This window comes from Streptomyces sp. NPDC025721 (assembly GCF_055558595.1).
Window position 1 is genome coordinate 151601 of record NZ_JBVHMF010000013.1, and the last position, 15356, is coordinate 166956.

The following is a 15356-nucleotide window of genomic DNA, read 5'->3' on the forward strand; positions in this document are numbered from 1 at the left end:
CTCACTTGTTCCGGATTTGGACGCCGTGGGGAAGGGGGACTACGAGCATGCTTAAGGGGCCGCCGACCTGAAGACTGACGGCCCCTAGTGATCTGTGACAGTCGGGTGTTGTCGAAGTAGTAGACGCGGAGCATACCGTCGAGGGTGTGCGAGACGCTGATGCTGTCGATCCAGCGGCGTCCGACTTAGGCGTCCTGGCAGCTGTTGGGGTGTTCGAAGCCGAAGTCGAAGACGCGAGTGATCTGGCTGCGGTCGTTGCGGCCCAGGAAGCGGCCAACAGTGCCCCCGCACCAGACTTCGGTACGGGGCCGGCTGCGCGTTCGACTTAAGATTCCCCTACAGACCATCGGTGTTCAGCTCAGCCAGATGCTCCCGCAAGAACCGGTGCGTCTGCTCGTCAGTGGCGACTTCATCGTTGTCGAAGCGACTGTCTGCCCATGAAGTCTTGCCGCTGGAGCGGATGCTCAATTCCCCTCCCGTGATCCGGTACCGCCGGTACTCGCGGAAGTTCTTCCCCTCGTAGCTGGTCTCCAGCTCGAAGCCCTCGTTCTGGTCTAGAAGTTGCTGGCGCACTTCCCTCGTCAAGCGCATGGTCCCCCCACGATTCATAACGGTGGGGGGATCATGCCACGTCTAAGCCGCAACCTGCCCCTGCTCGGCGCAAGGCAGTGCGAGCCTTCTGACCATCCGCGGTGCAGGCCGCCGCGCCGTCCTCGAATGCCACTCGGGAGGGGTCGCCGACCGGGTCGAGCACCGCTCGCGCACTGCCGGGCGCTCCACACCCGTCCGCACCACGGCCGCGGGCCAGCGCGCCGTGGGTGGGGAGACGAGGTGAGCAGGTTTGCGGAACCCTGAGCGCCGGGTGGGGAAATTCAAAGAGCTCATCAGCCCCCCCACGGGAATGCAGTCATCCCAAAGGACGACTGCCATCCTGGCCGTTTGCACCTGCAGGATGCCGAGCAGTTGGCGGCTGGCCAGTAGGCGTGGCAGTTGGGCTACTCGTCCGTCGGGGCGAAGAGGTAGCCGTCGGGGCGAGGATGTCGCGGAGCCGGTCGTAGGCGGTCCGGTCCTGGTCGCTCATCAGGGGCAGGACGTCGCTGACCGTGGAGCCGTCGGGGAGGTCGGCGAAGTAGGGAAGCAGCAGTTTGGGCAGTGCCTCGACGGCTTCCTCGTACTCGCGGTGGTAGGCGACTTCGCGGTTGATCTGGTCAGCCGCGATCATGAACTCCTGCCGGGTGGCGCTGAAGGCGAGGGTCTGTTCGGCCTTGGTGAAGGGCCGACCGTCTTGGTGTGACCACCTGTTGGTGTCGGGGCGGAGGCGGAAGTCCGTGTCGCAGAGCAGGGTGACGACGTCGAGGCGGATGTTGCGGTGGGTCAAGGAACTCCTTGCGGGGTGATTCAGGGACGGGTGCGTTTTTGCGGCGTGCTCGGTGGGTGGCGCGGCGGACGCGTCGCGTCGGGCGGACGACGGGAAGGTCGCTTCGCGCGCTGATTTCAGGGGGGAGGGTCGGCCACTGCTTGGCCCAGGGACCTCCAAGAGGTCCCGTCCCGCCACCCCCGGGGCGGGACTCAGCGAAGGCGCCTTCGCCAGCGGCGAAGAGTAGCTTCGCCGATATCTTGCTCCCGCTCGCGGGGGCCTGCGAGAGCAATGCTCTCGCTATATCTTGCTTGCTCCTCTCGGTCGGGCCGGTGGGTTGACGGTCAGCGACGTGTCCCACCCGTTGCGGGGCTGGTCAGGCCAGGTACGGGTCACTGTGCTGTGACGGGTCGACCCGTCACAGCCGGGCCACCCGTCCCGCGCTGACCTGCGGCGGGACGGGTGATGCGGGTCGCAGAGGGTCAGCCGCCGGTCAGCGGCGCGGACCCGTACCAGGCGAGGGCGGCGGGACAGGAAGGCCCAAACCCGGCGCCTTGGGCATGGCCGCCGATCCTGGGGCTGGACCGGCCTGGGCATCACGCCCAGGAGGCGCGGTGTTGTCGGGCAGGGGGCAGTAGCGGTTCCAGGTGTCGGTGAAGTCTGCCCGCGCGTAGCCGCGGCGCTGGCCGTCGGAGAAGCGGCGGTTGGCGGGATGGATCTCGTAGCCCGCCAGCAGCATCTGGAGCTTGCGGGCAGTCAGCCCGGCTGGTCCTTGCTCGTGCCAGGGGGCTTCCGGGTCAGCGTTCAGGGAATCCAACAGTTCCGCAGTGGCCAGCAGCGGCGGGTCGCCGTGGGAGGCGAACGCGGCCCGGATGTCGGCCAGGATGCGGACCTTGGCGCCCCGGTCCTGCTCGTTGCCCTTCTCCCGTTCGGTCATCACCCGGCATGCGGTACGGGCCCGCTGCGGCCACTCGCCGCTGGCCAGGTCGGCGACCGCCACCAGCGGCTCCCACGTGTCCGCGGCCCGATCGCGGACCGGCATCGCCGGGACCAGGTCGGACGCCTGGTCCAGCAGTGGTGCCAGCCAGTCGGCGAGCCGGTCCCGCACTGCGTGCAGGAACGGGATGGCGGTGCGGGTGCGGAAGTCATCGACGTGCTCGCTCTCCAGGCGCTTGCGCATGCGGATGATGACGGCCCGGTCCATGATCGTGTCGGGCAGGTCGCCGATCCCTGCGATCGCCGCCATCGCGAACGTCGGGAACTGCATCGGCTTGTGCTCCGCCCCCGTGACCCGAGTGGTCGGGCGGTTGCGCTGGTGGCCGGCGTTGAGCAGACCGCGCATCTCCTCGTTCTTCTCCGCCACCTTCGCGCTGCCGAAGATCGTGTCGGCCTCGTCCACCAGCAGCGTCGGCGGCTTCTCGGTGATCGACCGGAAGATCGCCGATGGCGACGAGTTCACCGTGATGAACGGGTTATGGACCGTCTCCAGGAGCACGTCAAGCAGCCGCGACTTCCCGCACGCCTTCGTCGGCGCCACGATCGCCAGCCGCGGCGCGTGCTGCCACGCCGGCTGAAGATGCGTCGCCGCGATCCACAACGTGATCGCGTCCAACGCCTCCGGACTCGGCGGAACCACGTACCGGGCTACGGCGGAACGGATTTCGTCCAGCAGTCCGGAACCCTCACCCAGTGTTCGGTCCATGGCAGCCTGGACCGCTGCTCCGGGACCAGGAGGCCGTTCGTCCGCCGATCCGGTCCGCAGCTCGCCCGGTCCGCCAGCTTGGTCCACCGGTCCGCGGTCCGGTCCGCCTGGTCCGCTCGTCTGGTCCGGCAGCGCGGGGTCCGGTCCCGCTGATCCGCCGGGGGCGCCGCTTCCGGTCCGTTGACCCGAAGTTCCGGTCAGCCCTGCGAGTCCCGGACCACCGTAGTCCGCTGCCTCGGAGGCCGTGACCTGCGGGGACCATGGATGGTCCGCCTCCCGGTCCGGTCCGCTCGCTGGTCCGGCGGCGGACCGCTCACCGGTGTGCTGGTCCGCGGACCGCCCATTCGCGGTTCGGTTCCCGGCCAGACCGGTGGGCTCGTCAGGGGACCGGTGCCCGCTGGTCCCCTGAGCTGGTCCGGCGGACGGTCCGCCCGCTCTGTCTGCGGTCTGCCGGACGGCGGACGGTTCGCGGACTGGTCTGCTGACCTCGGCCAGTGGTCCGCTGGTCACGCGTCCCGGCTCACCCGGTACCGCCACCGGCGGCCATGCCTGGCTCGTGGATGCGCCTCCGGCGCTTGGGTTCCTACCGTGCATGCATCACTACTCCTCGAAGGGCGGGGTACGGGCCGGCAGCCTGTCCCCACCCAGGTCGATCGTTGGTGTTCCTTGGGTAGTCGCCGTGCCCTCCGGTATCGGCTCGCTACGGCGGTATGGGTCACGCCGCCAGGTCGACCGCTTGGCCGTCCACCCATGCCTCGACCTCCGTCCAGCGGTAGCGCAGGTGCCGCCCGAGCTTGTGGACCTTCGGCCCGATGCCCCGGTGCCGCCACTGGTAGAGGGTGGCCACCGGCACGCCCAGGAACTCCGACACCTCCACCGGAGTGGCCAGCGCACGCCGCACCCCTGCTGCATCATTCTTCGCCTTCTGCAATCCTTCTCGCTTTCTCCTCCGCCGAACGGCGGCCGTTACAGAACCCAGCCACGAGCGGCCGGGAAGGACACAACCGTAGGAGCAGAAAGGCCGCCGACCAAATAATTCGGCACTTGGCTCTGAAATATCGTGAAGGATGCCGACCGGCGGCCGGACCAGAGGTACCGTACAGAACTCAAACCCGCCGACCAGCCGCCCCATCACATCACCTCACCAGGAGACATGCCGCTCCAGAACTTCTGGCGCGGGAAGCTAGCACGGAATGTGCCGCCAACAAAACGACAGGCTTAACGGGGTCGTAAATTCATCCCCGGACACTGTGACCAGGCACCCGGATGCGAAAAAGAAAAAGCCTGAACCAATGTTCAACGGAGCGGGCGACGGGTACCTTTACCAAGCTCGTGAACCGAATACAGAGGGAGCAGAACCGCTTGTTCATAACGAACACCCCGCACCACCGGACCGGTGCCTGATGGCCCGCGTCTGGATAGAGGATCGCGCCGACCACGCCGCCTATACCCAGGCCGTGGCAAAAGCGAGGCAGGCAGGACGGACCCCGCCCGGCCGATACCGGGTCCGCTGGTACGGCCCGGACGGCAAGCCGAAGATGAAGACGGTCCAGCGGAAGGTGGACGCCGAGGCCGAGCGGACGCGGATCGAATCGCGGCTCGGCGACGGCTCATACCGCGACCCGTCCGCCGGACGAGCCCGGCTGGCGGAGGTGGCCGAGTCCTGGCTCGCCGCGCAGGTCCACCTGAAGCGCTCCACCCACAACCGCTACCGCAACGTGCTCGACGTCCACGTCCTCCCCAAGTGGGGAAGCACCCCGCTCGACCGGGTCCGCTACGACGACGTGGCTCAATGGCTCGCCGACCTGCTCTCCGGGGAAGCCACCGAAGGCCGCAAGTTGAGCCCACGCAGCGTCCGCACGGCGTACGTCGTCCTCAGCCGGGTGCTGGGCTTCGCGGTGAAGGCACACCGGATCGCCTTCAACCCGGCAGCCGGCGTCCCGCTTCCGAAAGTCGCCCCCACCGATCACGTCTACCTCGACGAGGTACAGGTCGAAGCGCTCGCTGAAGCAGCGGGCGAGTACGGGCTGTTCATCCGGCTACTCGCCTACACTGGACTGCGCTGGGGCGAAGCGTCCGCGCTGAAGGTCGGCCGAGTGGACCTCGGCGCACGCCGGGCCTACATCGCCGAGGCGTACGCGGACGACGGCGGCAAGCTCTACCTGGACACGCCCAAGAACCACGAGCGACGCTCCGTCCCGCTACCCCGGTTCCTCGTGGACGACCTCACGGCCTACGTCGCCGAACACGCACCCGACGAGCTGCTGTTCACCGCCCCGCACGGCGGCCCGCTCCGCATCCGCAACTTCCGCCAGCGCTTCTTCGACCCAGCGGTCGGGGCGGCAGACCTCGGCCACCTCCAACTGACCCCGCACAAATTGCGGCACACCGCCGCCTCGATCGCCATCGCGAGCGGCGCGGACGTCAACGTCGTCCAGACCATGCTCGGCCACAAGTCCGCGACTCTCACGCTCGACGTCTACGGCCACCTGTTTCCCGACCGGCTGGACGAGGTCTCCAAGAAGATGCACAAACGCCGGAACATGATCCTCGCCAAGGCCCAGGCGAAGGCCGCCAAGGCGGAACGCAAAGCCAGGAAGGCCGCCGAGGAGTTGGCCGCCCTGACAGAGGAGAACGCGCTACCGCCCTGACAACCGTCCGACCCACTCACTGCCGGACGTCGTCCCCACTCCCGAGCGAGGGCGGCGTCCGTCAGTCGTCCCTGCCCAAGAAGGCGTCCAGCGCGTCCGTCGCGCGCCGCGCCATCAAGTCCCGCACCGCCTGCGGCGGCTCCCGGTCGTCCAGGACGAAGAGCCGGCCGTCGATCTCACGGGTCACCGTCTTCCAGCCCAGGCGCCGGCCCACCGCTCGCGCGGCCCGGCGGATCTCGTCGGGCGAGCTGCCCAGCTCCTCGATGTCCTCGGCGTTCAGGACGAGCTGACCGCCGTACCCCTGGTACTCCGGCTTCAGTGACGCGCGCACCAGCGTCTCGACCCGGTCCACGAGCTTGTCGTACCGCCGCTTCGCCAGCTCGTCCTTGGGAGGCACCGCCTGCCTCCTCCCCACCCCGTCCGGGACACGATGTGTGCTGAATGTGTGCCGGACGGGAAGCGCCCCACCGCCCACAAGGACGGTAGGGCACCTGACCAGCACAAACAGAGAGCCCCCTGTCGGATTCGAACCGACGACCTTCGCTTTACAAGAGCGGTGCTCTGGCCAGCTGAGCTAAGGAGGCGCAGGAGAAGTGTAGCGGGCACGGATCGGGGGGTGGGAGGGAAAGTGGGGGGCGGGGGCTGGTGACAAGGGGCGGGGGGCAAGGTAGCGTCACGGGAAGGTTCACACAGTGTGGACTGGACCAATCCTTCCTTTACTCGGATCGTCCGGCACGTTCCTGCCGGTGAAGGGACTGTAATCAGTCATGGCAACTGTCACGTTCGACAAGGCGACCCGCATCTACCCCGGTGGCGACAAGCCCGCGGTGGACGGCCTGGAGATCGAGGTCGGGGACGGCGAGTTCCTGGTTCTCGTCGGGCCCTCGGGTTGCGGCAAGTCGACCTCCCTGCGCATGCTCGCGGGTCTCGAGGACGTCAACGCGGGTGCGATCCGGATCGGTGAGCGGGACGTCACGCACCTGCCGCCGAAGGACCGGGACATCGCGATGGTGTTCCAGAACTACGCGCTGTACCCGCACATGACCGTCGCGGACAACATGGGCTTCGCCCTGAAGATCGCGGGCGTCAACAAGGCCGAGATCCGCAAGCGGGTCGAGGAAGCCGCGAAGATCCTGGACCTCACCGAGTACCTGGCGCGCAAGCCGAAGGCGCTCTCCGGCGGTCAGCGCCAGCGTGTCGCGATGGGCCGCGCGATCGTCCGTGAGCCGCAGGTGTTCCTCATGGACGAGCCGCTGTCGAACCTCGACGCCAAGCTCCGCGTCCAGACCCGTACGCAGATCGCGAGCCTCCAGCGCCGTCTGGGCGTCACGACCGTGTACGTGACGCACGACCAGGTCGAGGCCATGACCATGGGTGACCGCGTGGCGGTCCTCAAGGACGGCATCCTCCAGCAGGTCGACAGCCCGCGGAACATGTACGACCGCCCCGCGAACCTCTTCGTGGCCGGCTTCATCGGCTCCCCGGCGATGAACCTCATCGAGGTGCCGATCACCGACGGCGGCGTGAAGTTCGGCAACGCGGTCGTGAACGTCGAGCGCGAAGCGGTGCAGGCCGCGTCCGACAAGGGCGACCGTACGGTCACCGTCGGCGTCCGTCCCGAGCACTTCGACATCGTCTCCGAGAACGACAGCTCCAAGGCGCTGACGAAGGAGGGCCCGGCGGGTCTCGCCGTCACCGTCAACGTCGTCGAGGAGCTGGGCGCCGACGGTTACGTGTACGGCTCGGCCAAGGTCGGCGACGAGGACAAGGACGTCGTCATCCGCGTCGGCGGCCGCGCGATCCCCGAGAAGGGCTCCGTGCTGCACGTCGTGCCGCGCGCCGGTGAGACGCACGTCTTCGCCACCTCCTCCGGCGAGCGCCTGACCGACAACCGCTGATCCACCGGTTCCTCCACGCCGACGGCCCGCCGGTACGTGACTCCTCACGTACCGGCGGGCCGTCGCCGTGTGCCACCGGTACGTGTGCCGCCGGTACGTGTGCCGCCGGTACGTGAGCCGCCGCTACCTGAGCCGCGTCGCCGCCTCGCGCCCCGCCTCACCCCCACCCCCGCCATCCGTACACGTTGTCGACAAATACATACGCATATCCGGCCTTTCGGGTGTGTTCGTCAACACCCGAACACCCTCTCCGAGATTTTCACTCCCTCGTCAGGGTGACTAAATGTCGCCAAATCATCACCAGTCGCTACGATCCGATGCGTGAACCAGGTAGCTCGCCGTCTCGGCAAGACATTCGCGCTCGTTCTTCCGGTCGTTCTCGTGCTGTCGGGAACGCTCGCCGTCACCCGCGTCCCGTGGGCGGACTCCTCCTCCGACTCGCAGGTGCTCACCGCATCCGCGAAGACGAAGGAGCAGGTTGCCGCGCAGGATGCCTCCAAGGCACCGCAGGAGGTGCTGCGCCGCCGTCTGTTGGACGAACTCCAGGAGAAGGACCCCGGCGCCGCTCTGACCCAGTTGCAGGTCGAGATGGCGCGTCAGCCGTCGCTCGCACGGTACTGCGCGTCGATCGCCCGGTCGCTGGGGCGCGCCGCCGTCGCCAAGTACGACGGCGCCACGCAGCGCGCCCAGGCGTGGTCGCGCCCGGTGTGCGACACCGCCTTCGCGACGGGCGTCGCCTCGGTCGGCTGACATCGCTGTTGACGGCGGCCTCTCCGGCCGCCTCCCACCACCGGCACGCGCGAGGAACCCCTTGCGGCGTACGGCCCGCCCGGTGCGGGACGTACGCCGCCTTCGCATAGGGTGCGCTGCATGACGCGCGCCGACGACCGTTCCCCCTCGACCGCCCACGACGCCTCGCGCGCCGAGGCCACGCACCACGCCGCCGCGCCGGATGACGCCTCGCGCCACGCGGCCGCGCCGGATGACGCCTCGCGCCACGACGCCGCGCCGGTCACCCAGGCCGTGCTCCTGGCCGGCGGCCAGGGCTCGCGGCTGCGGCCGTACACCGACGACCGCCCCAAGCCGATGGTGGAGATCCCCGGCACCGGGACGCCGATCATCGGGCACCAGCTCGCGTGGCTCGCCGCCGAGGGCGTCACCGACGCCGTCGTGTCCTGCGGCCACCTCGCCGAGGTGCTCCAGGAGTGGCTGGACGGCACCCCGCAGCCGCTGAACGTGACCACGGTCGTCGAGCGCGAACCGCTGGGCCGCGGCGGCGGGTTGAAGTACGCGGCGGCCTCGCTGCCCCGGCCCGACGAAGCCTGGTACGCCACCAACGGCGACATCTGGACCCGCTTCTCGCTCCGCGAGATGGCCGCCTTCCACCGTGAGCGCGACGCGATCGCGACCCTCGCGCTGGCCCGCCCCCGTATCCCGTGGGGCGCCGTCGAGACCAACGAGTTCGGCCAGGTGCTGGACTTCATCGAGGCCCCGCCCTCGCCCTTCCTCATCAACGCGGGCGTGTACGTCTTCGCGCCCGGCTTCACCGCCCAGCTCCCGGACCGGGGCGACCACGAGCGCACCACCTTCCCGCGGCTGGCCCGCGAGCGGAGGCTGGCCGGTTTCCCGATCCCCCAGGGCGCCTACTGGCGGGCCATCGACACCGCCAAGGACCTCACGGAGGCGGCCAAGGAACTCAGCGCCCGCCCCGTGCAGCCGCCCGCCGCCGTCTGACCGATCGCCCCGTGCAGCCGCCCGCCGCCGTCTGACCGCCCGCCCCGCCTCCGCCCTGGGCATTGCGGGGTGTGAAGGGTGGTGCCAGGGTGGCGCAATGTCGAAATCACTGTCGCGATCCCTCTCGCGCCGCACGGCGTTAAAAGTGGCCGGTACCGGCCTGCTCGGAGTCGGCGCGGGCGTCGCGCTGAGCGAGTCACTGGCAGCGGCCGACGTCCCGGCCTCCCAACGGTTCGACCTGTCGCAACCGTCGTACGAGCGGTTCCGCGGGGTGTCGCTGCACGAGACGCACCACGCGATGCAGGGCATGGCCTACGACAACGTCAACCGGCGCCTGTACATCGCGCAGATCCAGAACGGCAGCGACGGCGACGACCTGTGCGTCAACCAGTTGAGCATCAGCGGCGGCCTGACCGGCCACATGCACGTCAGCAACGCGGGGCACGGTGTGTCGATCGGGGTGGAGCCGGTCGGCACCGCGTCCTACATCTGGATGGAGTGCGACTCCGACCAGCACAGTGACGCCGGTCGCGGCACGGCGCTCGCCCGCTTCAAATTCGTCAACGGCGGCACCCCGTCGTCGGTGAAGAAGTTCCTCACCGGCAGCAAGACGATCTCCTGTGCCACCGACCCGGTCAACAAACGGCTGTTGGTCCGTCGCAGCGAGAGCGGCGGCATGCACTACAGCCTGTTCTCGCTCGCCGACGCCGCCGCGGGCAAGTTCTCCACCCCGCTGGCGCACTTCGCCCAACCCACCCTCGGCAACGGCTCCGTGACCTTCCAGGGCTACACGTTCCTCGACAACTACCTCTACACGCTGGACGGCACAGGGCACGAGGACCCCGCCGACATCAACTCCTACGTGACGGCCACCGACATGAACACCGGCAAGGTCGTCCAGCGCTCCTTCACCGCGGCAGGCAAGACCCTCTTCTACCGCGAGCCCGAGGGGATGATGGTCTACCGGACCGTCAACGACAACCCGCGCCTGTGCTTCGGCTTCGCCTCCCGCCCCTCCATGACCAGCTCCACCCGCTACGCGAGCGTCTACTACAAGAACGTCCTGATCTGACGTTCCCCACCCGCTGGGGCCGGGCCGCACATCGCGCGGCCCGGACCCGGCGGAGGCTGAGGGACGGACCCGGATCAGTGGGTGAAGGTGAACCAGTTGATGTTGAGGAAGTCGGCGGAGGAGCCGGACGAGAAGACGAGATAGACGTCGTGGGTGCCGGTGACGGAGGCGGTGACGTTGGCGGGGACGGTCTGCCAGTTCTGCCAGCCGCCGTTGTTGCCGAAGTCGATCTCGGCGATCTTGGTCCCGGTGGTGCTGCCGAGGCGGACCTGGAGGGCGCCGCTGACGCCGGGGTCGGCGCCGGAGGCGAGGCGGGCGGTGAACTGCAAGGGCGAGGAGGAACCGAAGTCGAGGGCCGCGTACTTGAGCCAGTCGCCGTTGGAGATGTAGCCGACGTCCTGGCCGCCGCCGGAGTCGGTGCACGCCTCGGTCTGGGTGCCGCTCTGGGCGCTGTAGGACTCCGCCTGGACGGTCGAGTAGGCGCCCGTGCCGCCACCGCCGGGCGGCGGGGTGGTGCCGGAGCCCGCGCCGGGACCGAGCGAGACCGTCCAGGAGGTCGGCGCGCCGTCCTGGATGTGACCGTCGACGGGAGCGGCGCCGGTGGGACCGACGTCGTCGTACGGGAAGGCGTATCCGACGTTGGCGTACTTGTGGACGAGCCGCGCGTAGTGGTTGGTCGTCGCGTCCGTGTAGTACGCGGAGGGCGCGACGCCGTCGGGCTGGTTGTTGCCGCCGCCGACCAGCAGCGAGCTGCGGTTGAGGGCGGCGGCCAGCCGGGCGGCGACCGCGCCGCGGGCGTCGCCGCCGGAGTTGTAGAGCGGGCCGCTGGCGCAGCCGAAGATGTCGACGGCGCTGGGCTTGGTGAACGGCACGCCGTTGGTGTTCAGACCCGAGAAGACCAGGGTGTTGCCGGAGACGGTGCCCGAGTACGAGCCGATGCCGCCCTGCCCGTTGATGGTCAGCGTGTGCGACTGGTAGTAACTCCACACGCTGTTCAGGTAGTTGTTCCAGTACCCGCCGAAGTCGGTCGGCGAGTGCGAGGGCGCCAGGATGCGCAGCGCGGCGCCCGAGGAGTCGGTGGCGACCAGCTTGTCCCACGGCGCCCCGTCGGCGGCGTGCTGCGCCTGGAGCCCGGAGGCGATGGAGGCCAGCGCGCCCGAGGGCAGCGGGCTGACCGACTGCGAACCGCCGCTGCCGGTCGTCGCCATGGAGACGGGCAGCGCCACCATGTCGACGTAGCTGATGTTCGCGTACAGGTTGGCGCTGTTGTACGTGAACTCGCAGAAGGTCCAGTTGGTCAGCCAGTTGGGGTCGCTGCTGGTGAAACCGGGCTGTACGAGACCGGGTACGCCGCCGTTGCCGCCGGGCGGGTTGACGTAGAACTGGATCTTCTTGCCGACCGAGAACCAGACCCGGCCGCCGATCACGTAGTCCTGGAGCGTGAAGGTGGTGGCGGCCGAGCCCGAGGCGCCCAACTGGAGGGAGAAGTCGGCGATCGGGGTCAGGACGGACGAGGGGCTGGGCAGCCGCTGGAAGTGCCCGGACGAGGTGACGAAGCCGGGCCAGCCGGAGCTGTCGGAGCCGCTGATGTAGGCGTAGACCGTGCCGTTGCCCGAGTTGTTCTTCAGCGAGACGGGCAGTGACGGACCGGCCGCCGCGGCCCGCGACGTCAGGCCGCGCGCCCACAGCGGGGAACTCGCGGCGGCGGCGCCCGCGCCGACCGCGGTGACGAAGGATCGTCTGGAGACCACGTACTCCTCCTTGGAGGTGGCAGGCGGGCCGTCGCCGTCGGTGCGTCGGGGCGGCGGCTCGCGTGGGGGGACTGCCTGGAAGAACGTCAGGACCTGGGGCCTGGAGTGCCGTAGGCCGTCGGGGCCTCAGGTCGTCAAGAGCTGAAATACCGTCAGGACGGCAGGTGCCAGACCTGGTTGGCCCCGCCCGTGCAGTCCCAGATCTCCACCTGGGTGCCCGCGGTGGTCGACCAACCGGTGTCGTCCAGGCACCTGTTGGACTGCGGGTTGTACAACGACCCGTTGGACTGCGGTATCCACACCTGCGAACCGGTGTTGTTGCAGTCGTAGAGATCGACCAGCGTCCCGTTGGCCGTGCCGCCGCCGTTGACGTCGAGGCACTTGCCCAGGACGTGCAGGGTGCTGCCCGCCTCCACGACGGTCCACTGCTGCGCGGCCGTGCCGTTGCACGTGTAGACCTGGACGGGGTTGTAGTTGGCGGTACTCGACGCGCGGTCGTCCAGGCACAGGCCGCCGTAGCCGGTGATGGCCTTGCCGCCGGACGGCGGCGGGGTCGTACCGCCGCCGGTCGTCGTGTACGCGGCCACGTATCCGACGCTCATCGTCCCGCCGGACGTCGTCGCCGAACTCGGCGAGGTGCAGCCGCAGACGCCGTTGGGGAAACCGCCGCCCATCGCGAGGTCGAAGATGATGTTCAGGTTGTGGTCGTACGCCGCCTGCCAGGTGGCCGCGCCGACCTGGCCCTCGCTGACGCTGAAGTACGAGGCGCCGTCGAGGTAGAAGGTGATCGACTCGTTGGACGTGTTCGTCCGGTCGAGGATCATCGAGTACGTGTGGAAGCCGCTCTGGCAGCCGGAACACGCGCGCAGGCCGCTGCCGATGCCGTTGCCCTCGTTGCAGACACCGCCGGGGTACGTGCCGCAGTGGATCGTGCCCGCCACCTGGGAGAGGGCGTTGACGTCCTCCATGATGTCGATCTCGCCGTTCTCGGGCCACTGGCCGGGGCCGAGCATCCAGAACGCGGGCCAGTAGCCGAGGCCGTTGGCCGGGCTGGGCTGCTGGATCGACGCCGTGACCTGCAACTTGCCGCCCGCCGGGGCGCCCGCGACCGCGGTGGGCGTGTGGATGCGGCCCGACGTCCAGTTGGTGCCGCTGCCGAGCGCGGTGATGTTGAGGTGACCGTTGCCGTCCAGGTGGACGTTGCTGGTCGAGTTGGTCATCGTCTCGATCTCGCCGGTCCCGAAGTTCGCACCGGGGCCGGTGTCGTACGTCCACTTCGACCCGTTCGGCGCGCTGCCCGCCGCGCCGGCGAAGTCGTCGCTGAAGACGGTGGTCCAGCCGGACGGCGCGCCCGGCACGGTGACCGCGTCCGCGGACGGGGTGCCGACGGCGAACACGGCGAGCGCGCCGAGCGCTGTGGCGAGGGCGAGTTGACGCCATGCGCGCCATGCGCGCCATGCGCGGAAGGCGCGGAAGGCGCGGAATGCGGCGGGTCCGGAGAAGGCGCGGGCGCGCGAGGCCGACCGCGGGGATCTGCTGTGGGGGGATGAGCGGTGGGTCACGGAGAGCTCCTGACGGTCCGTCAATCGGCGGACGGGAAGAGTTGCCAGGGAACACGCGGAGGCGGGAGCGGTGCCGCGGATACGGCGGCGGATGCGGTGGTACGGCGGGGTGTGACGAGTGCGGCGGATGCAGCGGGGGTGCAACGGGCGCGGCGGTGAACCGGTCGCGGCGCGGAGGCGGGGCGTCCGGTGGTGTAGACAACTGAGCGAAGTTGATTGAACCCGTGTACATGCGCTGCCGTCAAGATGTGGTGAGAGCGCTCTCTGGGCTGCTGTCCGGGGGTGGGGGGACCGAGGCCGGCCGCGGTGGCCGGAACGCTGCCCGCGGGGCGGCCCGGCGCCGGGCCGGGCTCCAACGGCCTTGGGAGGGCGGGCTGTTGGCCTCCGGCGGGTCCGTGATCTCGCGGGAGTCCGCGCACCGGGGGGGGCGACCGACCGGCAGGGGGTTCACCGACGGCTCGGTCCGCCGGTTCACCGACGGCTCGGTCCGCGTCGGGCGGTTCGCGGCACCCGACTCGCGGATACGGCCCGCCCCGGTCGGGCGCTGCTGGTCACCGGGGGTGTGGCTATCGTCGGAGTGTGCGCTTTGTGACGTTTAACGTGCTGCATGGGCAGGCGATGACCGGGGGGCGACCGGTGGCGTTCGGGGTGGGGGAGGCGGCGGGGGAGCCGTTGGGCGCGGCCGTGGCGGCGCTGGACGCCGACGTCGTGGCACTCCAGGAGGTCGACCGCGCACAGGAACGGTCCGGGCGGATCGACCAGGCGCGGGTCGCGGCCGACGCGATGGGCGCCGCGCACTGGCGCTTCGCCTCCGCCGTCCACGGCCGGTCCGTCCCGGGCGAGGGATGGGTTCTGGACCCGAAAGCGCCGGACCTCCGGGTCTACGGTCCACCGGGTGCGGGTGCGGGTGCGGGTGCGGGTGCGGGTGCGGGTGCGGGTGCGGGTGCGGGTGCGGATACGGATACGGATACGGATACGGACGCGGGCGCGGCTGGCGGGGTGGAGGCGTACGGCGATGCGCCCGCGCACGGGGTCGCCCTGCTCACCCGGCTACCGGTACGGCACTGGCGGGCCCGGCGGCTCGCACCCGCGCCCTTCGCACTGCCGCTGCGGGTGGCCGGACGGCCGGGGCTCGTATGGGTACGGGACCAGCCGCGGGCCGTGCTGGCCGCCGTACTGGAGGGCAACGGCGGACCGTTCACGGCCGTCGCCCTGCACCTGTCCTTCGTGCCCGGCTGGAACGCCCGCCAACTCGCCGCCGTACGCCGCTGGATCGCCGACCTGCCCCGCCCCTACCTGCTCCTGGGCGACTTCAACCTGACCGGCGCCGTACCGAGGACCGTCCTCGCCGCCACCGGCCGCGAGCGCTGGCACGACCTCGCCCGCACCCCCACCTACCCCGCCCACCGCCCCCTCGTCCAGTTCGACCACATCCTGGCCCACGGCGTCCCGCCCTCCTCGGTCCGCCCCGCCCTGACCTCGGCGACCGCCCCCCTGACCCCCCTCTCCGACCACCGCCCCCTGGTGGCGGACGTGCAGTGGTGACCCCCGCCCCCTGAAGCGCCCCCGCCGTCCACCCGCGCGGCAACGGGCTGCCGTTCGTTACGGCTGAGGCGCGCTCGCGGCGGC

The 15356-nt window shown here is 69.9% G+C and carries 13 protein-coding genes and 1 tRNA gene; 6 read left to right on the forward strand and 8 right to left on the reverse strand.

Translation table 11 applies throughout. The features are described from left to right. Positions 1-336 precede the first annotated feature (336 nt). The 4 genes from ACZ4EF_RS20125 to ACZ4EF_RS20140 all read right to left on the reverse strand — a co-directional run bounded on the left by ACZ4EF_RS20125 (position 337) and on the right by ACZ4EF_RS20140 (position 3990). On the reverse strand, positions 337-585 hold the full coding sequence (locus ACZ4EF_RS20125; protein ID WP_467505744.1) for a hypothetical protein: 249 nt from the start codon (positions 583-585) through the stop codon (positions 337-339). A 322-nt stretch (positions 586-907) separates the two neighbouring features. After that, positions 908-1378, reverse strand: coding sequence for a hypothetical protein (locus ACZ4EF_RS20130; protein WP_467505746.1), 471 nt, complete (start codon positions 1376-1378; stop codon positions 908-910). A gap of 472 nt (positions 1379-1850) precedes the next feature. Continuing rightward, positions 1851-3059 carry a DUF3631 domain-containing protein gene (locus tag ACZ4EF_RS20135; RefSeq protein ID WP_467505748.1) on the reverse strand — a complete coding sequence of 403 codons (1209 nt, stop codon included), beginning with the start codon at positions 3057-3059 and terminating at the stop codon, positions 1851-1853. Between the two features lie 715 nt (positions 3060-3774). Then, a complete protein-coding gene (locus ACZ4EF_RS20140) occupies positions 3775-3990 on the reverse strand; it encodes a helix-turn-helix transcriptional regulator (RefSeq protein WP_467505750.1) in 216 nt (71 codons plus the stop codon). A 526-nt stretch (positions 3991-4516) separates the two neighbouring features. On the opposite strand from ACZ4EF_RS20140, the gene ACZ4EF_RS20145 reads away from it, so the two are divergent. After that, entirely contained in the window at positions 4517-5710 is a 1194-nt protein-coding gene (locus ACZ4EF_RS20145; RefSeq protein WP_467505752.1) for a tyrosine-type recombinase/integrase, read from the forward strand. A gap of 61 nt (positions 5711-5771) precedes the next feature. On the opposite strand, the gene ACZ4EF_RS20150 is transcribed toward ACZ4EF_RS20145, so the two are convergent. Continuing rightward, on the reverse strand, positions 5772-6107 hold the full coding sequence (locus ACZ4EF_RS20150; protein WP_467505754.1) for a hypothetical protein: 336 nt from the start codon (positions 6105-6107) through the stop codon (positions 5772-5774). 113 nt (positions 6108-6220) lie between these two features. Further along, positions 6221-6294, reverse strand: a tRNA-Thr gene (locus ACZ4EF_RS20155). A gap of 183 nt (positions 6295-6477) precedes the next feature. Between ACZ4EF_RS20155 and ACZ4EF_RS20160 the strand changes: the two genes are divergently transcribed. From ACZ4EF_RS20160 to ACZ4EF_RS20175, 4 genes are all read left to right on the forward strand, one after another. Further along, complete coding sequence (locus ACZ4EF_RS20160) at positions 6478-7608, forward strand: ABC transporter ATP-binding protein (protein ID WP_355342187.1); 1131 nt, start codon at positions 6478-6480, stop codon at positions 7606-7608. Positions 7609-7929: 321 nt separating this feature from the next. Continuing rightward, complete coding sequence (locus ACZ4EF_RS20165) at positions 7930-8358, forward strand: hypothetical protein (protein WP_188280613.1); 429 nt, start codon at positions 7930-7932, stop codon at positions 8356-8358. 120 nt (positions 8359-8478) lie between these two features. Beyond that, complete coding sequence (locus ACZ4EF_RS20170) at positions 8479-9342, forward strand: nucleotidyltransferase family protein (protein WP_391049663.1); 864 nt, start codon at positions 8479-8481, stop codon at positions 9340-9342. A 145-nt stretch (positions 9343-9487) separates the two neighbouring features. Then, positions 9488-10414, forward strand: a complete 927-nt coding sequence (locus ACZ4EF_RS20175) for a phage baseplate protein (RefSeq protein WP_467505757.1) — start codon at positions 9488-9490, stop codon at positions 10412-10414. A 74-nt stretch (positions 10415-10488) separates the two neighbouring features. On the opposite strand, the gene ACZ4EF_RS20180 is transcribed toward ACZ4EF_RS20175, so the two are convergent. After that, a complete protein-coding gene (locus tag ACZ4EF_RS20180) occupies positions 10489-12165 on the reverse strand; it encodes a beta-1,3-glucanase family protein (protein WP_391164061.1) in 1677 nt (558 codons plus the stop codon). 152 nt (positions 12166-12317) lie between these two features. Continuing rightward, positions 12318-13727, reverse strand: coding sequence for a ricin-type beta-trefoil lectin domain protein (locus ACZ4EF_RS20185; protein ID WP_467505759.1), 1410 nt, complete (start codon positions 13725-13727; stop codon positions 12318-12320). Positions 13728-14306: 579 nt separating this feature from the next. Here ACZ4EF_RS20185 and ACZ4EF_RS20190 point away from each other — a divergent pair. Further along, positions 14307-15272, forward strand: coding sequence for an endonuclease/exonuclease/phosphatase family protein (locus ACZ4EF_RS20190; protein WP_467505761.1), 966 nt, complete (start codon positions 14307-14309; stop codon positions 15270-15272). Positions 15273-15356 lie beyond the last annotated feature (84 nt).

Coding starts and splice junctions, on each gene's coding strand:
- ACZ4EF_RS20135 (WP_467505748.1), bottom strand. CDS start 3,059: ATGGACCGAACACTGGGTGAGGGTTCCGGACTGCTGGACGAAATCCGT.
- ACZ4EF_RS20170 (WP_391049663.1), top strand. CDS start 8,479: ATGACGCGCGCCGACGACCGTTCCCCCTCGACCGCCCACGACGCCTCG.
- ACZ4EF_RS20160 (WP_355342187.1), top strand. CDS start 6,478: ATGGCAACTGTCACGTTCGACAAGGCGACCCGCATCTACCCCGGTGGC.